Consider the following 18,869-nt stretch of genomic DNA (forward strand, 5'->3'; position numbering starts at 1 on the left):
CTCGGCGGCATGGGCGGCATGGGCGGCGGCGGCATGGGCGGCGCCGGCGGCATGGGCGGCATGGGCGGCGGCGGCATGGGCGGCGCCGGCGGCATGGGCGGCGCCGGCGGCGGCACCCCGGAGTGTACCGTTCCTGCGAATTGCCCTCCCACGGGGAACGAATGCTTGATCGCCACCTGCGACGCGGGGACGTGCGGCACGGCGTTCGTGAACGCCGGCACGCAGGTCACGACCCAGCAAGACGGCAATTGCAAGGTCGATCAATGTGACGGCGCCGGGAATGTGGTCAGCGTCAACGACGACGCCGACCTGCCCGACGATGACAACGAGTGCACGAGCGATTCCTGCGCGAATGGCGCGCCGACCTACATGAACGTGATGGCGGGCGCGGCGTGCGGCGCCGGCATGAACCTGCTCTGCGACGGAATGGGCGCGTGCGTCGGATGCGTGACGGCGGCCGATTGCCAGGGCCAGGACACGGCCTGCCAGACCCGCACCTGCACGGCCGGCGTTTGCGGCGTCAACAATGCCGCGCAGGGTACGGCCGCGGGGGATCCGACGGACGGAGATTGCAAGCGGAATGTCTGCGACGGCAATGGAAACATCGTCCCCGTGGACGACGCCACGGACCTGCCGGCCGAGGACAACGACGCATGCACCGTGGCGGCGTGTGATCCGACGAATGGGCCGGTGCAGAACCCGGTCACCGTCAACGACAACAACGCTTGCACGACGGACGCCTGTGACCCGGTGACCGGCGTCTCCAACACGCCCGTCAACCCCAACGACAACAACGCTTGCACGACGGACGCGTGTGATCCGGCGACCGGCGTTTCCAACACGCCCGTCAACCCCAACGACAACAACGCATGCACGACGGACGCGTGTGATCCGGCGACCGGCGTCTCCAACACGCCCGTCCCCATCGACGACAACAACGCCTGCACGACGGACGCATGTGATCCGGCGACCGGCGTCTCCAACACGCCCGTCCCCATCGACGACAACAACGCTTGCACGGCCGACGCCTGCGACCCGGCGACCGGCGTCTCCCACACGAATCTGCCAACCGGCACGGATTGCGGCAATGGCAACCAGTGCAACGGTATGGGCCAGTGCGTCGGCTGCACCACGGCCGCGGATTGCCCCGGCCAGGTCACCGAGTGCGGCGCGCCGGTCTGCAATGCCAGCGTCTGTGGCATGACGTACGCGCCTTCCGGCACGCCGCTCGCGACGCAGATGCCCGGTGATTGCAAGGCGTCCGTGTGCGACGGCATGGGCGGCACGACGACGGCGAACGACAACACCGACCTGCCGGCCGACGACGGCCAGCAGTGCACGCTCGAGGTCTGCACCAACGGGACGCCGTCGCATCCGCCGCAGACGTCGGGCACGCCGTGCAACCAGAATGGCGGCACGCAATGCAACGGCGCGGGGGTCTGCGTCGGGGCGTTGGCGCCGACGGTCACGGCGACGACGCCGGCGGACGGGGCGCTCGACGTGCCGGTCGGCTCGACGATCGCCGTCACGTTCAGCACCGCGATGAACCCGTCCACGCTGACGGCGACGACCGTGACCGGGGCCTGCACGGGGTCGATCCAGATCTCGACGGACGATTTTGCCACGTGCCTCGGATTCGCGGCGGCCGCGCCGACGATGAGCATGGGCAACACCGTCGCGACGCTCGTCCCGGCGCCGGCCCTCTCGTACTTCTCGGCGTACAAGATCCGCGTGACGACGGGCGCGCAGAATGCAGCGGGTACGCCGCTCGCTGCCGCGTACACGACGCCGGACGGGTTCTTGACGGCGGAGCCGACGAATTCGTGCGTGGGCTCGGTCGTGATCAGCCAGGTGTATGGCGCTGGCGGCAACACGGGCGCGGTCTACAAGCAAGACTTCATTGAGCTGCACAATCGTGGCACGACCCCGGTGAACCTTGCGGGATGGAGCGTGCAATATGCGAGCGCGACCGGCTCCTCCTGGACCCCGATGACGCTCACCGGGACGATCGCTCCTGGAGGATATTACCTGATCCAGCAAGCTGCAGGTGCCGGAGGTACGACCGACCTGCCGTCGCCGGACCAGACGGGCAACATCGCCATGGGTGGGCCCGGTGGCAAGGTAGCGCTCGTCAATACGACGACGGCCTTGACGGTTGCATGCCCCACCAGTCCGACGATCATCGATTTCGTGGGTTACGGAAACGCTACCTGTTACGAAGGGACTGGCCCGACGCCCACACCCGCGAACAACGCAGCAACACCAATTCGTAACAACGGCGGATGCACGGACACCAACCAGAACGCGACCGATTTCACGGCTGCCACCGTCACTCCCCGCAACTCCGCGACGGCCGTGCTCGCTTGTAGCTGCCCCATCGTAGGGACGGCGAACGAGTCGGGCGCCCCGACGGAAATCGATTATTGCGTCGTCCAGTATCCGGCGAGCACCGCCCCGCATGCCGGCCAGATGACCGAGACCATTTACGGTCGTGTCTTCGACGCCGGCCTCACGGAGGCAGCCGGCGCGAACGCCGCCATCGTGGCCCAGCTCGGGTATGGGCCGGCGAACGTGAACCCGACGACGCAGAGCGGGTATACGTTCGTCCCGGCGACGTTCAACATCCAGGTGGGCAACGACGACGAGTACCAGGCCTCGTTCACGGCGCCTGCGACGGCCGGCACGTACCATTACGTCTACCGCTTCAGCCACAACGCCGGGTCGAGCTGGACCTATTGTGACCTCAATGGCGCCGGCTCGAACGCCGGTCTCACCTTCGAGGTCACCGAGCTGCCCATCCTCAGCGTCATCCCCTGACGTCCCTCCCCTCCCCGAGGAAGGCCCGCGCGGGCCTTCCTCCTCACTTCCTCCCGGGCAAGCCCTTCTCGCCGCGTCCCTGATGGGGTATCCATCGGGCTTGCCCCTATGCTTTTGCAGCGCGAGGGATCGATGCGCCGAGACCTTCTACGTCGTGCCCTGATCCTGGGCTTCGCCACCCTGCCCGTCGCCGTCGTGGCGAGCCAGACCGCCGCGGGGTGCGGCGCGAGCGAGCCCCCCGATGTCATCGGACAACCCACCACGTCGTCCTCCACGACCGGCACAGGCGGCACGGGTGGCAGCGGAGGCAACGGAGGCAACGGCGGCGCGAGCTCGTCCTCCTCGGGCGCGGGTGGCGCGGGCACGGGCGGGGGCAGCGGCGGCATGGGCGCGGCCGGCGGCGCGGGGGGCATGGGCGGCGCCACGAGCTCCAGCAGCAGCGGGATGTTCATTGACGACGCGGGCGCGAAGGCATGCCCCTCCATCACGAACACGGCGGCCATGGTCGCCGTGCCGGGGTGGGACGGGAAGGCTTATTGCATCGACGCCACCGAGGTGACGAACGCACAATATGCGACCTGGCTCGAAAGGAGCCCGAGCGTCGCGAACCAGAGCGCGACGTGCGCGTCGAATCTCTCGTTCACGCCCTCCACCGGCGCCCCGCCGAAGAACGATTATCCGGTCGGGTCCGTCGACTGGTGTGACGCCTTCGCATATTGCAAGGGCGTGGGCAAGCGGCTCTGCGGCCGCATCGGCGGCGGCCCGGCGCCTTATTACGCGCACGACGACGCCTCGCGCAACCAGTGGTTCAGCGCGTGCAGCCACGGCGACACGCAGGCGTTTCCTTATGGTCCGGCGTACGACGCGAATGCCTGCAACGTGAAGGACGCGGCCTATGGCGCGGTCCTGCCCGTGGGCACGCTCGCGAGCTGCGGCGGCGGGTTCGAGGGGCTCGTCGACATGAGCGGCAACGTGTGGGAATGGGAGGATTCGTGTGTCCCCGCGGACGGCGGCGTGGATGTCTGCCGTCGCCGCGGCGGATCGTTCTCGAGTTCGGCGGACAACGTCGATTGTGATGTCGCGAGCTCGCGGCCGCGGGACGCCGCGGAAGCGAACACGGGCTTCCGATGCTGCGCCGATTGATCCGCGCCGCCGCGGCGCTCGAGCTCGTCGCCGCGGCCCTTGGCTGCGAGGGCGGAACGGGGGCGAGCGGCGGGGCGACGGGCACGTTCGTCGACGACGCGGGCGCCTTGACGTGCCCGGACGCACCCGGGACGCCGCCCATGATCGCGCTCGGCGGCTGGGACGGCCGGGCGTATTGCATCGACACGATCGAGGTGACGAACGCGCAGTATGCCGCGTGGCTGGAGACGTCTCCGGACACGAGCGGGCAGCGCCCCGATTGCGCCGAGAATATGACGTTCGTGCCCTCGTCGGGGGCGCCGCCGAAGAACGACTATCCCGTGGTGAACGTCGATTTTTGCGACGCGGTCGCCTTCTGCGCGGCCTTCGGCAAGCACCTTTGCGGGCGCATGACCGGCGGGCCCACGCCTTATTTCGGGCACGACGATCCCGCGCAGAGCCAGTGGTACAGCGCCTGCACGCACGGCGGCGAGATGCCGTTTCCTTACGGCTCGACCTACGATCCGAATGCGTGCAATGGCGCCGATGCGAAGTACGGGGCGCCCCTCGTCGCGTTCGTGCTCCCGGGCTGCGGCGGCGGTTCGGAGGGGATCGTCGACATGAGCGGCAACGTGTGGGAATGGGAAGACGCGTGTATGCAGGGCGATGGGGGCGTCCCCGAGTGCCGGCGCCGCGGCGGATCGTTTTCGAGCTCGGCGAAATACATGGGCTGCGACGCGAGGAGCTCTCGGCCCATCCACGTCGCCGAGGACAACACGGGTTTCCGTTGCTGTGCAGGGGGCACATGAACCGGGCCGTCCTTCCGATCCTCCTCGCCTGCATCGCCGGGTGTGGCGGCGGCGGAGGGAGCCTGCCGCCTCGCGCGGGGGCCACGCAACCCGCGCCATCCCCCGCGGCGCAGGGCGATCCGACGGGACCGAGCGACGCGGACGACGACGAAAGGTCCGCCTGGCGGCCCGGCCGATTCATGACGCAGGCCGTCGGGCTCGTGACGGGCGCCGCGCAACGATTCGAACGGCAATCACGCTTCGGCTTCGACGAGGACGCCTCCTGCGTGCTCGGCGCCTTCCTCGAAAATGGCCGCGAGGTGTCGGTCACGCGCCCGCTCCGGGGCGGGGTGCGTTACGTGATCCTCGGCGGAGGCTCGGACGGCGTCGAGGATCTCGACCTCGCCGTGGAGAGCCCCGAGGGCAAGGTGATCGCGGCCGATACGATGGACGACGCGCAGCCCGTCGTCGAGCTCACCCCGCCCGTGGACGGCAAATACCGCATTCGCCTGGCGAACGCGAGAAAAGGCGAAGGCGGCGGGTTTGGCGTCGTCGCCGTCATGCGGGAGGGAGGTCAATCGATCTCGGTGCGTCGTTTCGTCGACTCGTTCGGCCAGACCCTCTCGAATGCGGCGCGGGCCTCGCACCTCGTCGCGCGGAAGATGGAGGGCTCGCAGGGCCTCGCCTTCCACGCCGACGGCGAGTGGTCGTTCTTCGGGACGATCCTCGCCGAAGAAGAGGGCATCCAGACGGGCGGGCTCGAGCTCGATGCGCCGCTCAGCGTGGTCCTCGCCGGCGCCGATGGTCGGACCGATGACATCGATCTGGAGGTCCTCGACGTGACGACGAACGAGATCGCCGGCCGCGACGAGGCCGAGGACGCGTCGCCCGTCGTCGCGCTCAAACCCACGAAAGGGCACACGTACAAGGTCTCGGTGACGAACGTGAAGGGCCGCGGGCCCTCGCTCGTGGCGATGCTTCTCCTCGACCTCGACGTCCCGTGACGAGCGGCGCGGCTCGGGGTATAGCTTGCCCCGCCGTGGCGCCGGGAAGACGACCGCGCCGCCCACGCGTCTGACGTGCCGCATGCCGCCCCTGCTCGTTTCTGTGATCCGCCACGCCGCCCCGGCGCTCCTCGCCTCGGCCCTCGCCGCGTGCTCGTCCCCCGAGACCAGCGAGAACGACGTCGCCCCAGGCGCCTCGTCGCTCCCCTCCCCGTCCGCTTCGGCCGCCGCGCCTGCGCCGAGCGTCAAGGAGCCCGAGCCACCCGCGCCGAAGGTCTTCGCGCCCCTGCCGCCGCTGCCGGACGAAGAGCTCTATCCGGATACGATTGAGGAGCAACGCGAGGCGCTCTTCCGGCGCATGGTATCGATGCTCCACGTCACGGACGAGCAAATGGCCGCGGTGCGCGCCATTTTCGAGCGCTCGCCCGTGCTCGGCCAAGGCAACCCCAAGGTCACGAAACACCCGATGACGCGCAAGGAATGCCGCGAGGCGCGGAACACGGCCGGGGGGTTCGAGCAGGACGAACCGGCCTGCGGCGCGCCGTTCATGACGCCCATCTACGACGCGCTCGCGGGCGAAAAGGAGGCGGACGCGCGGGTCTGCATCGATCGGTACGAATTCCCTGGGATCCCGTGCGAGCACCCGGTCACGGGCCCGACCGCAAAGGAGGCGGCCGAGCTCTGCGCGGCGATCGGCAAGCGGCTCTGTGACGCCCACGAATGGGAGGGCGCGTGTGCCGGGGCCGTCCACGCGCCGGAGCAGGAGTATTCGTTCGGCAAGGCGCGCAAAGAATCGAAGGATCTGCACAACCGAGATCGAGAGATCGTCTGGGCGTACGGCCGCGGGAAGGACCATTCGAAGTGCGCGACGAAGAGCCGCAAGACGAAAGGGTGCACGTCGAGCGGATGGAAGCGTTGCGGGACGAACACGTTCCCGGCCGGCTCGTTCCCGGAGTGCAAGAGCCCGTTCGGCGTGTACGATCAGCATGGAAACGTGGCCGAGCACATGAACTTACCGCTCCGCCCCGAGGAGATGACGAGCCACGGGGGCACGGGACAGACCGAGATGAAAGGGAGCTGGTTCATCTTCTCGGACTTCGAGGCCCACCCGGATGATTGCCGGTGGCGCGCGCCCGACTGGCACGGGACCCGCGTGACGGATCCCAACAGCCACGGCAATTACCATCTCGGTTTCCGTTGCTGCAAATCGGTCGGGAAATGACCGAGCGGCCGTGCTATACCCCACAACATGCGCATCGTGATCACTGGAGCGAACCGAGGCATCGGCCTCGAGCTCGCCCGTAGGTATCTGGAGCGGGGCGACCACGTGGACGCCGGCGTCCGAAACCCCGAAGCCGCCCGCGAGCTCGCCGCGCTCGGAAAGGACGCGGGCGGGCGGCTGCGCGTCTTCGCCTGCGATGTCGCGGACGATACGAGCGTGCGCGCCTTCGCCGCCGCGATCGGCGACGTGGCGGTGGACGTGCTCCTCAACAACGCGGGCGTCATGGGCAAATGGCTCTCGCTCGCGGACCTCGATTTCGCGGACGTGACGCGGACCTTCGATACGAACGCCGTGGGGTCGCTGCGCGTCGCGTCGGCGCTGCTCCCGCACCTCCGGCGGAGCTCGGTGCGCAAGGTCGTGAACGTGTCGAGCCGCATGGGCTCCATCGCGGAGAACACGGACGGCGGGGCGTACGCTTATCGCATGTCGAAGGCGGCGCTGAACATGGCGACCAAGTCGATGTCCATCGACCTCCGCGGCGAGGATTTCACGGTGATCTCGCTCCACCCGGACTGGGTGAAGACCGATATGGGCGGGCCAGGCGCGCCGACGTCCGTCGAGGAAGCGGGCGCCGGCATCGTCACGCTCATCGATCGCCTCTCCCGCGCCGATTCGGGGGGCTTCTTCCATTTCCGCGGCGAGACGATTCCCTGGTGATCACGGCGCGGCCGCGCCCGTGAACAGATCCAAGAGCGTGACGTCCACGCTCGCCGCGACGCCGAATTGCAAGGCGTGCGCGCCCGGCATGCTGAGCCCGGACTCCCACGCGCGGAGCCCGGGCCGGAAGACGCCATAGACGCCGAGATTGAAGGGGCTGTCGAACAGGCCCGCCCGCAGGTACACGCCGGGCGCGAGCAACGTGAGGACCTGCGCCCCGGGCAAACGGCCGTCCTGCGCGACGTCATATTGCAGGTAGGCCGCCGGATCGATCAACGAGACGAACGCGCCGAGGTTGGAATCGCCGCGCCCGGTCGCGAAATCGATGCCGATCGGCATGGTCAGGGTCGGCGCGACGAAGTGGGGCACGCTCCCGCGCTCGGTGGTGGTTCCGTAGGTGCCGAAGCGCAGCTCGCCGCCGACGAACATGCCGGGGAACGCGCCGAGCGAAATCGTGGTGACGCCGGGGAGGTTTTTCCGTCGCCAGCCGCCGATGGGCATGGCGGCCGCGTCGAGGGCCGCGGCGATCCGCGCAGGATCGGACTCGAAGGCGAGGGTCGCGAAGAGGCCGCTGTGGCGCGCAAGGGCGTCGAGGGGGCGGCACGGCCCCTTTCCCGCGGCGCAGAGCTTCTTGCATTCCTCGTCCCGGCACATGCGCTCGAGGTCGGCGCGCGCGGCCGCGATGACCCGCGCGACGACCCTGCCCCAGTCCTCGGCGAGCGCCGCCTCGAGGGTCTCGAGGCTCACCGCGAGGCGCAAGAGCTCGGCCCGCGCCGCGGCGAAGATCGGCGTGATCTCGCCAGGCGAGCAGGTCGCGGCCTTGCAGAGGCCCGGGAACGAGACGGCCTCGGAGAGCTGCTCGCCGGCCGCGACGAAGGCGACGGCGAGATCGAGCGACGCGCGGGCGAGCACGACAGCGGCGCGCTGGAGCGCGAAAGATTGGGTTTGGCTGGCCAATCGTGAGGTGTCGCGGGCGTAGGCTTCGAGGGCCCGCACGATCTCGCCGATCTTCTTCCCGTCGACGTCGACGCCGATCTGGAGGGCCGGCGGGCTCACGAGCTTGGGATCGAGCGGCGCGCGGAGCGCCTCGGCGGCGGCGCGGTAGGCCTCGAACGCCGTGAGCACGGCGCTCCAGCGGGTGCCGATCTCGGCCGCGGGAAACCGCACGAAATTCGACCACCGCACGATCGTCGAGAGTTTTTCGAGGGGCGCTGTGGCTTCGAGCGTCGCAAGGAGCGCGGCATCGACGTCCCCCGCGACGGCCGGTTTTTTCTGGTGGCATGCGCGGGCACCGGTCGCGTCGGGGCTATCGGAGAATGCGGGGCAATCGTTCCGGGAAAAACCCCGGCCGACGAGGGTGAAACACGCGGGGGACGTGGTGAGCGCGGCGAGCAGGAGCGCCTCGGTCTCCTCGGCCCGGCCGGGGCGGGTTTGGCGGACGAGCTCGCCGTACTCCTGAAAGACATGCGGGAGGGAAGCGGCGCACGCCGCGACTTCGAGGCGCTGGCTGAAGAGGCGCCGGGGCCCGCCGCGGAGGACTCGATACCCGTTCGCGCCGTCGAGCTCGTCGCCGAAATGGGAGAGGCTCAGGGCCGCATTCGCGCCGGTCGAGAGGTCCGAGACGAGCTTCGACGCAGCCCCGCGCAGCCGCACTTCCGCGCCGCAAGCGAGCCGCCTCTGGACGCGGGTCTCGCAGGTGAAACGATCGGCGTCGGTGGCCTCGCAAATCACCGGGGCCGAGGCGTCCTCGGCGCACGTGAAGAGGGTGCCGCCGAGGTTCACGTCTGCCCACAACGAGGCGCCGACGCCGAGGCCGAGCGCGACGCCGGGCCAGCGCTTCACGTCGGAGGCGACGGCGCCCCGGAGCGCGCCGAGCAAGCTCTCGCCGCCGCCATATTGCGCGAAATCGAGGCGGCGCGTGGAGAGCGCGCAAGTCGTGGGCAACCAGAAACCACGAATCTCGCGGTACGAATCCCCCGGCGCGCCGGAGGGCGTCATCGCAGGGCCACAAGCGTCCTCGTGCAATCGCTCGAGGAACCACACGAGCGCCTCGCGCCGGGCCCGATCCCCGACGAAGCTCGCGAGCGCGCGGACGCCGACGTCGAGCGTGGCGGCCGTGAACGCGGCCACTTCGAGGCCGGTATGCTGCACGGTGAAGACCTGCGTCGCCGCCGCGGGGACGTCCAGGAGGGGGAATTGGCGGGCGAGGAGCGGATCGGCCTCGCCGATCTCGGCAAGGGAGAGCACGGTCCGATCCGCGAGGACGACCCGGATCGGATCGAATTTGCGTGCCACGTATCGGGCGACGGCCTCGACACTACGTTGATCCGCGATCACGGCTGCATTCGCGAGGGCGGGCGCCGAAAAGGCGCAAAAATTTACCGGCGACGCTGCCGTGTCCCCCCCGGCGCAAAGCTCGGCGCAAAGGTCGGTGCGCAGGCCCGCGAGGCTCCGCGCGGGCTCGTCGAGCCTGCCCGCGACGTCCTTCCGCGCGGCCTCTTCGATGACCTTCCGCTCGCGTTTCACCGCCTCCAAAGCCGCGATCGTGCGCCCGTCGAGGGGCTTCGCGACGAGATCTTGTTCGAGCTTTTTTTGCCGCGCTTCGACGGCCTCGATTCTTTTTCGCTCGGCCACGAGGCGCGCCGCGGCCTTTTCGAGCGCGGCCTTGGGATCGTCGCCCGCCGGTGCCGCGCAGGAGGCCCGCAAGGCGCGGGCGAGTGATGTGAGTGATTCGACGCGGCCGACGTGGACCTGAATCGGATCCCCCGCGTCGCCCGGGGGCGCCGTCGCCGTCGCGGCGGAGGTCGTCACGGGCGGCGCAATCGGCGCCAGGGTCGGGGACGGCGCAGGCTGATCCGAGGGGACGACGACGGGCGTGACCTGTCCGGCGCTCGCATCTTGGAGCGAGGCCAAGCCCAAAAGCGCGAGCCCGAATCCGACGATTGAAGGTTTGGTCCTCGTCCTCATGGCGTCTCTTTGCAAGCAATCAAGCACAGCCCATCGCGGCTTCCATGCTGGCGAGCACCGACGGGGCCGCGAGGGTTTGGGCCCGGCCACCTCCGTTCGGGGAAGGCCCGAGGTAAATGCCGACGACCGCCGTGGGCGGGCCCTCGCCGACGACCGCGACGACGGGTCCGCCGCTCATGCCGATGCGGCCCTGGCGATCGAGCAAGACCTTGCCCTCGCTCGGCCGCGCCCGCGCCGGCACGATCGCAGGCGGGCGCGGCGCCTCGTTCCCGAGCGGATACCCCCAGATCTGGCCCGCCACGGGCGCGTCGAGCGTGGCCATGCGCAGTTCGCTCGTGCACCGCGCGTTCACGCGGACGATGGCCACATCGTCGGCTGCGACGCTGCCCGACGGATACGCGACGGCGACGGCCTCGAGCTCGACCCAGCGGCCGCCGGCGAGGACGCGGATCGAGACCTCCGCGGGCACCGCGCCGTCCGCGAGCGCGACGACATGCCGGGCCGTGACGATCGACGAGAGCCAGTCCGCGATGAAGAACCCGGTCCCCGGCGCCGCCCAGGTCTTGCCGAAACGCGCGCGGATCCGGACGACGGGGCGGTCGAGGCAAGGCTCGGCCGGATCCGCGGCGGCGACCCGGAGCTTCTGCGCGACGAGGCTCACGGGCCTCGCTCCCGAACGCAGGCGCCTTCGTGAGGGGGGGTGCGGGGCGAGGCGTGGAGCACGCCTCATCTTAACGCGCCTCGCTGCGGAAAGCGCGTTCGCTGTGAACAGCGTGGGTGGTGGCCCGGCCTTCATCGCGGGGCCGGATAGGCCACGAGGAGCTCGGGTGGGATCCGGCGCTCCTCGGCGATGAGGCCATAGGTCTCGGCCGTCTTGCGCGGCGTGCGGTTCTTCTGCGGATCGTCCGCGTCGACCGCATAAAGGCCGAAGCGCCGGCTCATGCCGTGATTCCACTCGTAATCGTCGACGAGGCTCCAGAAGAAGTAGCCGCGCAGGTCGATCCCTTCTTGCACCGCGCGGCTCGCCCAGGCGAGGTGTCGGACGAGGAAGCTCGGGCCCGCGTCCTCGTCGTCGAGAGGGTGAGCGAGCCCATTTCCCGTGATATAGAGAGGCAAACCATACGTTCGATAAGCGAGCGCCAGCATCTCGTAGAGGCCCCGCGGATCCTCTTCGCCCGCGCGCACGTCCAGCGGATCGAACGTGCCGAGCGGCGTGAACGCCTGCAACATGGGGCCGCTCGAGCCCCGCACCGTGGCGCGTGTTCCATAATTGACGCCGAGCCAATCCATGCGGCCCTCCAGATCGGCGCGCTTCGCGCTCTTGCCCGCGAGATCCGCGTCGAGCTCCCCTTTCGCGACCGCGTCGAGGTAGGCCAGATTGTACAGGTAAAACATGTTCTCGGCCGCCTTCACGTCGAGCGAGCTCGCCGGATCGGCCGGGGACGCCGGGGTCATTGCATAGACGAGGCCGACGTCGGCAGGGCTCCCGTCGCCGTCGGCGTCGTCCGCGTCGTTCGCCTTCACTTCGTCGTACATGCGCGCGTGCGCCTCGACGAGCGCGACGAATACCTCCTTGGCGGCGCTCGACGGCTGCGACACCGCCGGCGGATGGCTGCGCTCGGCGCTCGGGGCGAGGTAGCCCGCGAGGAGGACGGTGAAGGGCTCGTCCAGCGTGGCCCAGCGATCGACGTCCGCGCCGAACTCGCGCGCGACGAACCCGGCATACTTCGCGATCTCCGCAACGGTTCGCTCCCGATCGAGCCATCCCCGCGGCGAACACGCGGCGAGGTCCAGGTGGCACCCGACGCCGTCATGAATCCACGCAGGGAGCGTCCCGTGATGCAGGGTGACGACCGGGGACATGCCACGCACGCGGAGCCCATTCAACATCGTATGGTAATGTGCGAGCGCCGCCTCGTTCGCGACGGACCGCAATGCTTCGTACCCGCTCAGGCCGTCGGTCGCCTCGGGAAAGATGCGGCTCCACTCGATGCTGAAGCGGAATGCACCATTGTGGAGTTCCCCCCGCGCTCGATCGAGATCCATCTCGTGGAGCTCCCAGAAGCCCGGGCCGACGACAGCGGGGTCCTGCCCGGACAGGTATGCCATCGGCGAGATCGTCGTCGCGGGGGAGGTGACAAACGCATACCAATCGGATCCGTTATCGACGCAACCGTCGAGGCCGGGCGTCGGGCAGCCCATGTCGGCCTGGAACCCGCCGATCGCGGTCCCGAAGAGAAATCCCTCGGGAAACGAGAGATCCTCGGCCACCTCGGGGACCTCGGTCACCGGAGGGTCCTCCCCGCACGCGGCCAGCAAACACATCATCGATATGGCGAGGCGGACATCGGTTCTCATGAAGGCGAAACCTAACATGAAACGGAAAAACCGCTGGGTGAGGGAATTCGGAAAAACAGCGTATGATCCAGCCCCGACGAACCCTCACACAATCGAACGTCCACCGTCCACGGCGAGCACCTGGCCCGTCACGAAGTGGTTTTTCGCAAAAAACAGCACCGCGCGCGCCACGTCCGCAGGATCGCCGATCCGCCCGAGCGGGATCTTCCTGCGCAGCCGCTCGCGTCGCTCGTCGTCGACGTCGTCCGGCGGGAGGACCGTGCCCGGCGAAACCACGTTCACGCGCACATCGGGCGCGAGCGCGAGGGAGAGGCCCTGCATGGTCGAGACGAGCGCGGCCTTCGAGATCGAATAAGGGATGTAATGCTTGAACGGCCGTTCGGCGCTGACGCAGCCGATCGCCACGACGGATCCCCGCGCGGCCCGGAGCTCCGCCGCGAGCGCGAGCGTGAGCAGATAAGGCGCCTTCGCGTTCAAGGCCATCGCCCGATCCCAGGCGCCCGCGTCGAGCTCGTCGGGAGAAACCCGCTCGAAATTGGCAGCGTTGTGCACGAGGAGGTCGAGTTTGCCCGCGCCGAACCGGCGCGCCCGCGCGGCGAGGCCGCTCACGCCCGTTCGATCCGAGAGATCCGCCCGGCAAAGCTCGACGCGCGCGCCCCGCGAAAGGAAGTGCTCCCGCGCCTCGCGCGCGCGCTCCTCGCTCGCCGCATAATGAATGAGGACGTCGTATCCGTCGTCGACGAGCGCCTCGACGATCGTCCGCCCCACACGCACCGCGCCCCCCGTGACGAGCGCGATACGCCCGTGCTGCTGCTCGCTCATACGACGATCCTACCGCGCCCGCGAGCCCGCCGCGCGCCCGGAGTCGCGCGAGGTCGGAAAAAGACACCACGTTCGTCGCAACGCGCGCTCGATTCGCTTGACGAGCGCCCCGCCGATCGGTCGAATACCGGCCGACCCCGGGAGAGGAGAATCGACATGGAGACCGCTGAACTCAAAATCGAGCTGCTCCGCGAAGGAAACGGCGCAGTGGCCCAGGCTGGAAACACGGTCCATGTGCACTACGTGGGCACACTCACGGACGGGAAGAAGTTCGACAGCTCCCGCGACCGGGGCAGCCCCTTCAAGTTCCAGCTCGGCGCCGGGAAGGTGATCAAGGGCTGGGACCAGGGCGTGGCCGGGATGAAGGTGGGCGAGATGCGGAAGCTGACGATCCCGGGGCACCTGGCCTACGGGGAGCGCGGGTACCCGGGGCTCATCCCGCCGAACGCGACGCTCGTCTTCGAGGTCGAGCTGATCAGCGTGTCCTGAAGCAAGAGGCGTTCACTGCTGAAGGCCGAGCCGGCCGTGATCGACGCGTAGATTCGAAAGGGTCCGCGCGACCGCGTCCGCCAGAGGCCGGCCCCGGGGGATGACCTCGCCTTCCACGTCCCCCGGACGATCAAACGACCACACGAGCACCGATCCCGCCGCATCCCAGGGCACGAACCGCGTGCGCCCCCGGAGCGGCATGCTGCCCACGATCTCACGACGCGCGACGTCGAGCGCCACGACGCGATCGGCCGAGAGGAGGAGCATGGAGCGGCCGTCGGGCGCGACGGAGACGTCCTCCCACACGGTCGCGCCCGAAGCTTCGAGCAGGCGCTCGGGGCCACGCGCGCGAAGGACGACGACGCCCGAATCGTCGGCGTACACGAGCTCGCCTGGCAGAGGGCCGTCGCCGAGGGCCGTCGCGCGCGGGCTCGCATACCCGAGGACCTGAACCGCAGACGTCGCCTCGTCGATCCGCGCGAGCGCGCCGGAGCTCAGCGCGATCCACAAGCCCGCGCCGATCCCGCCGCGCGCCACGCTCGGGCGCACGTCGTACACGTAGCCGTCCGCCGAGGCGATGACGCGGGGCGCAGCAGGCGCGGCGCCGTCGAGGGGCGTCGCCACGAGCGCGCCGTCGAGGCGCTGCGTGAAGAGCGTGCGGCAAGCCTCGTCGACGGCGAGGACGAGGCCCGGCTCGCGCGAGACCTTGCCGATGGTGGCGCCGCTGCGGGCGTCGAACACGTGCCACGCCTCGCCCTCGGGCGCCCACGCGGCGACACGGCCGTCCTGGCAACGGCGGAGGAGGTTGCCCTTGCGGCCGAGCTCGCGTTTGCCGTCGGTCACGCGGTAGAAGCGGACTTCGTCGTCGATCTGGAACGTGATGACGTCGCTCTTCTCGCGGACCACGGCGCGCACCGAGCTCGTCGACGAGGGCGCAGGGCCGTCGCCGCCGCGGAAGCGCACGAGCGGCGCGATCGCGCCGCCAGCGGAGAGGAGGACGAGGTCGCCCGTGACGACGTGGCTGCTCTCCAGGCGATGGCCGCCGAGGAGATCACGCGGGCCGATGGGGACACGCGCGAACGCAGGGACCTCGTCGGGCGAGGTGATGGGCGCGGGACGCTTGGGGCGCGGCGCGGGTGAGCACGGGGAGCCTTGGGGCAGCGCGTCGCCGGGCGCGCGGCGGCCGGGGCGGAGGTAGTGGAATCCGCCGACGATCGCCTTGTCGGGGCCGGTGGGGTCCGTGCCGCACACGGCGAGATCGAGGCCACCTTCGTCCCAGCGGAGGAACGAGGGCGCCTCCACGCTGGGGCCGCGGAAGAGCGGCGTGTCGGGACGCGCCGGATCGAGGATCTCGAAGGCGCCATGCTCGGCGAGGGCGAGCAAAGGCTCCCGCGGGCCGAAGCGAGCGAGCACGGCCGCGCTCGTCGGCTTGATCTCGGTGAGGCTGCCGTCGCCCGGCCGCCAGACCACGAGCTTCGATCCGGACGCGGCCGCGACGAGGGAGCCGTCGGGCGAGACGTCGAGCACGATGCCCTGGAACGGGTGCGTGTCGACGTCGCCCGAGCGGCGGAGATCCCAGCGGAGGAGGCCGCTGTCCGAGGCACACGCGAGCACGGGCGCCGCATCCGCGATCTCGAGCGCGCCCGTGCAACGACGCGGCGCGATGCCCGCGAGCATGACCTCGCCGTCGGGACGAAGGCGGAAGATCCGCACCTCGCCGGTGACCGATCGCGTCGCGAGCGCGGTGTCGAACGGGAGCGGGACCCGCTCGACGAACGGCGCGTCATGCGGGCGCACGACGAGCGTACGCGGATGCAGCTCCGAGGAGCCGGGCGTGTCCGGGTGGTCGGTCGACGCGGCGTTGTAGAAGGGGTCGTACCGGAGATCGACGACGACGAGGCGCGTGGATCCTTGCGTCGCGACGAGCCACCGATCGTCCCAGGGGAACGAGGGGTTCGTCGAAGGTTCGAGCGTGAGGAACTGGGCGCGCGGCAGGCCCGTGCCCGCGCGGAGCAGATCGAGCGGGAGGGCCGGATCCTCCGCGCCGAACTCGATGGCCTCGGCGATCCAGGCCGCGCGATGGTACGGGTCGTCGACGCGGCGCGAACGAAAGAGGACCTCGGCGACGTACGCGCGCTCCTCGGCCTCGACGCGCGCCCGCTCGGCGCGCGCTTGCCGCTCGTCGATCGCGCGCTTTCCCACGACAGCGAACGCGAGCAAGGCGAAGAGGAGCACGATCGACGCGCCCTTCCGCATCGTTCGCCGCCGCGCGAGGCGATGGCTCTCGGCCACGAGCTGACGTTCGAGCGTGGTCAGCGACGCGCGCGTCCACGCGGGCCTGCGGAGGACCTCCTCGAAGAGCGAGCCAGTCAGCAAAAAATCGGGGTGCGCGGCCGCCCGATCCCAGGCGGTCGCCGCCTCGCGAAGACGTTCGAGCAAGACGAGCCGCTCGGCGTCGCGGCTGCGGACCTGCTCGATCCGCGGGAGCACAGCGATCGAAGGGTGCGAGAGCTCGACACGGCCGTCGCGCCGCCGGAGGAGGCCCTCTCGTTCGAGGCGCGTGAGCACGCGCCGCACGAGCGCCGTGTCCTCGCCGAGGACCGAGACGAGCTCCTCCTCGTCCCAGCGGACGGGCTTGTGATCGGTCGTCGAGAGCCGCAACACGGCCTCGATCGCGACCTCGCGCTGCGCGTCGTCGAGCGAGACGAGGAGGTGTTCGGCGTGCATCGCGAGCGCGCCGACGAGCCCGCCGAGCGCGCGCCATTTCTCCGCGGAGAGCACGCGGCCCGCGCGCGCGCCTGCCTCCGGGGCACATTTGTCCCACAACGCAGCGAGCGCGAGCGCGACGAGCGGCAGCCGATCATCGGCGCCGCGGAGCTCACGCTGCACGTCGGCGACGATCGCATCCGCGCCGATCCTCCGGGCGCCCGCGATCCGCGCCGGCCCCGTGACGATGTCGTGCACGGCCGCGGCCGGCGGCGGCCCCACGAAGCGGAGCGCGGCGCGCAAGGACGCAAACGGCGCTGCGGGATCCGCGAGGCCCGCGGCGTGTTGTTCGCCGAGCGCGCAGAGCACGCGCAGCCCCGGCCGCTCGCCGCCCGCCGCGAGATCCGCGAGGAGCCGAGCGAGCCGCGTGTTCGTGCCTTCCGGCGCGGAGAGGGCCTCTTCGAGCGGATCGACGAGCAGCACGAGCCCCACGGGCGAGCTCGCCGCGTGCCGCGTGATCTCCGCCGAGGACGCGCCCACGAGCGCCGGGTCGACGGCGCCGAGCGCCGCGTCGAGCGCGTGATCGGGATCCTCGCCGGGACGAACGGCCACGGCGATCCAGTCGTCCTTGCCGTCGACCGCGGCGCGCGCGAGGTGGGGGACGAGGCCGGCCCACGCGAGCGACGATTTCCCCGCCCCGCGCGGCCCGTACAGCACCACGACGGGCTCGAACGCAAGCTCGCGGCCGAGGCGCGCGACGTCGTCGTCCCGGCCGAAGAGCTGCCCCTCGGCCTCCTTTGGCAACGGCAAAAGGCCTGCGTACGGCGGATCCATCACGCCGAACGGCCGCTCCCACGCCTCGTCGAAGAGCGCCGCGAGTTTGCCCGCGGTGACCTCTCGTTGCAGCGGATCCACGGACAGGAGGCGCACGAGCAGCGCCACGAGCCCGCGCGGCAGACCGGCCGGATCGGCCGAGAGATCCCGCAGATGGCCGCGGAGCGTCGCGTCACGCAGATCGGACCACCACGCGCTCATCGCGGCCGCATCGGAGACCTCCATCGGCTCGTCGGCGACGTCCTCGTACGGCATGCGCCCCGTCGCGAGCTTCACGATCGTCGCGGCGAGGGCGTACGCGTCGGCCGCGGGCGTGGGCTCGGCGAGCTCGAGGATCTCGGGCGCCATGTACCCCGGCGTGCCCACAACGGCGCGGCCCGAGCTCTGCGCGCGCGTCGGGTGCGACGATCGCTCGTCCTGCGCCGCGACGAACGCCGCCGTCTCGAGCCCCGCGGCGTCCCCGCCCCCGAAGGCCGGCGGCGTGATCTCGGGCGCCTTCGATCCGGCCCGCCGCGAGATACCGAAGTCGAGCACCTTGAGCGCGCCGTCGTTCGAGACGAACAGGTTCGCCGGCTTCAGATCCAGGTGCACGACGCCACGCCCGTGGATCACGTCGAGCGCCGCGGCCGTCGCGCGTGCCCAGCCGAGCACGCGCCGCCAGGGCACGCGCTTTCGATCACGCAGCACGTCCGCGAGGTTCTTGCCCTCGAGCAGCTCCATCGCGACGAACGGGATCACCTCGGGCGCGCGGAGCACGCCCGCCGCGTAGATCGTCACGAGGGAGGGATGCCGAAACGAGGCGAGGAGCTTCGCCTCTTCGGCCCAGTGCGCGGCGTCGTACGCCGTTCGCTGCAAAAGCTTCAGCGCGACCGTGCGCAGCGGCACGCCGTCCGGCAGGAACTCCTCGGCCCGCCAGACGTCGCCGAACCCGCCACGACCGAGCCGCTCGAGGAGCAAGAACCGGCCGTCGAGGAGCTCCCCCGACGCGTAGTCCCGCGGCGCTTTGGCGCTCATGCGCCGACG

12 protein-coding genes are annotated in these 18,869 nt (G+C 70.3%); 7 read left to right on the plus strand and 5 right to left on the minus strand.

Annotated elements, in window-relative coordinates; genetic code table 11:
• The 6 genes from QHF89_RS37400 to QHF89_RS37425 form a co-directional block, all read left to right on the plus strand.
• Positions 1-2,817 (plus strand): lamin tail domain-containing protein (locus QHF89_RS37400; protein WP_284721427.1); only part of this gene is annotated, 2,817 nt, incomplete at its 5' end.
• Positions 2,818-2,949: 132 nt separating this feature from the next.
• Positions 2,950-3,960, plus strand: coding sequence for a formylglycine-generating enzyme family protein (locus tag QHF89_RS37405; protein WP_284721428.1), 1,011 nt, complete (start codon positions 2,950-2,952; stop codon positions 3,958-3,960).
• Positions 3,945-4,748, plus strand: coding sequence for a formylglycine-generating enzyme family protein (locus tag QHF89_RS37410; RefSeq protein WP_136972224.1), 804 nt, complete (start codon positions 3,945-3,947; stop codon positions 4,746-4,748). Before QHF89_RS37405 ends, QHF89_RS37410 begins: the two co-directional genes overlap by 16 nt.
• A complete protein-coding gene (locus QHF89_RS37415; protein ID WP_136972223.1) occupies positions 4,745-5,731 on the plus strand; it encodes a hypothetical protein in 987 nt (328 codons plus the stop codon). The genes QHF89_RS37410 and QHF89_RS37415 overlap by 4 nt, the downstream gene beginning before the upstream one ends.
• 82 nt (positions 5,732-5,813) lie before the next feature.
• Complete coding sequence (locus QHF89_RS37420) at positions 5,814-6,953, plus strand: SUMF1/EgtB/PvdO family nonheme iron enzyme (RefSeq protein WP_136972222.1); 1,140 nt, start codon at positions 5,814-5,816, stop codon at positions 6,951-6,953.
• A 27-nt stretch (positions 6,954-6,980) separates the two neighbouring features.
• Positions 6,981-7,670 carry an SDR family oxidoreductase gene (locus tag QHF89_RS37425; protein WP_136972221.1) on the plus strand — a complete coding sequence of 230 codons (690 nt, stop codon included), beginning with the start codon at positions 6,981-6,983 and terminating at the stop codon, positions 7,668-7,670.
• Here QHF89_RS37425 and QHF89_RS37430 read toward each other — a convergent pair whose 3' ends face one another.
• The 4 genes from QHF89_RS37430 to QHF89_RS37445 form a co-directional block, all read right to left on the minus strand.
• Positions 7,671-10,637: a hypothetical protein gene (locus QHF89_RS37430; RefSeq protein WP_136972220.1), complete on the minus strand. Its 2,967-nt coding sequence runs from the start codon at positions 10,635-10,637 to the stop codon at positions 7,671-7,673. It abuts the gene before it with no gap.
• 19 nt (positions 10,638-10,656) lie between these two features.
• Positions 10,657-11,298 (minus strand): S1 family peptidase, encoded by a 642-nt coding sequence (locus QHF89_RS37435; RefSeq protein ID WP_284721429.1) that lies wholly within the window; start codon positions 11,296-11,298, stop codon positions 10,657-10,659.
• A gap of 131 nt (positions 11,299-11,429) precedes the next feature.
• On the minus strand, positions 11,430-12,995 hold the full coding sequence (locus QHF89_RS37440; protein WP_170228872.1) for a glycoside hydrolase family 1 protein: 1,566 nt from the start codon (positions 12,993-12,995) through the stop codon (positions 11,430-11,432).
• Between the two features lie 84 nt (positions 12,996-13,079).
• A complete protein-coding gene (locus QHF89_RS37445) occupies positions 13,080-13,817 on the minus strand; it encodes an SDR family oxidoreductase (RefSeq protein WP_136972218.1) in 738 nt (245 codons plus the stop codon).
• Between the two features lie 156 nt (positions 13,818-13,973).
• Between QHF89_RS37445 and QHF89_RS37450 the strand changes: the two genes are divergently transcribed.
• On the plus strand, positions 13,974-14,306 hold the full coding sequence (locus QHF89_RS37450; RefSeq protein WP_136927808.1) for an FKBP-type peptidyl-prolyl cis-trans isomerase: 333 nt from the start codon (positions 13,974-13,976) through the stop codon (positions 14,304-14,306).
• Between the two features lie 12 nt (positions 14,307-14,318).
• Here QHF89_RS37450 and QHF89_RS37455 read toward each other — a convergent pair whose 3' ends face one another.
• The gene (locus QHF89_RS37455) at positions 14,319-18,860 is read right to left on the minus strand and encodes a serine/threonine-protein kinase (RefSeq protein ID WP_136972217.1); all 4,542 of its coding nucleotides are present in this window, start codon (positions 18,858-18,860) and stop codon (positions 14,319-14,321) included.
• Between the last annotated feature and the right edge of the window lie 9 nt (positions 18,861-18,869).

Source organism: Polyangium sorediatum, assembly GCF_029946465.1.
Taxonomy (GTDB): Bacteria; Myxococcota_A; Polyangia; order Polyangiales; family Polyangiaceae; genus Polyangium; species Polyangium fumosum.

Coding starts and splice junctions, on each gene's coding strand:
- QHF89_RS37430 (WP_136972220.1), bottom strand. CDS start 10,637: ATGAGGACGAGGACCAAACCTTCAATCGTCGGATTCGGGCTCGCGCTT.
- QHF89_RS37445 (WP_136972218.1), bottom strand. CDS start 13,817: ATGAGCGAGCAGCAGCACGGGCGTATCGCGCTCGTCACGGGGGGCGCG.
- QHF89_RS37425 (WP_136972221.1), top strand. CDS start 6,981: ATGCGCATCGTGATCACTGGAGCGAACCGAGGCATCGGCCTCGAGCTC.
- QHF89_RS37410 (WP_136972224.1), top strand. CDS start 3,945: ATGCTGCGCCGATTGATCCGCGCCGCCGCGGCGCTCGAGCTCGTCGCC.
- QHF89_RS37415 (WP_136972223.1), top strand. CDS start 4,745: ATGAACCGGGCCGTCCTTCCGATCCTCCTCGCCTGCATCGCCGGGTGT.
- QHF89_RS37440 (WP_170228872.1), bottom strand. CDS start 12,995: ATGAGAACCGATGTCCGCCTCGCCATATCGATGATGTGTTTGCTGGCC.
- QHF89_RS37455 (WP_136972217.1), bottom strand. CDS start 18,860: ATGAGCGCCAAAGCGCCGCGGGACTACGCGTCGGGGGAGCTCCTCGAC.
- QHF89_RS37405 (WP_284721428.1), top strand. CDS start 2,950: ATGCGCCGAGACCTTCTACGTCGTGCCCTGATCCTGGGCTTCGCCACC.
- QHF89_RS37420 (WP_136972222.1), top strand. CDS start 5,814: ATGCCGCCCCTGCTCGTTTCTGTGATCCGCCACGCCGCCCCGGCGCTC.
- QHF89_RS37450 (WP_136927808.1), top strand. CDS start 13,974: ATGGAGACCGCTGAACTCAAAATCGAGCTGCTCCGCGAAGGAAACGGC.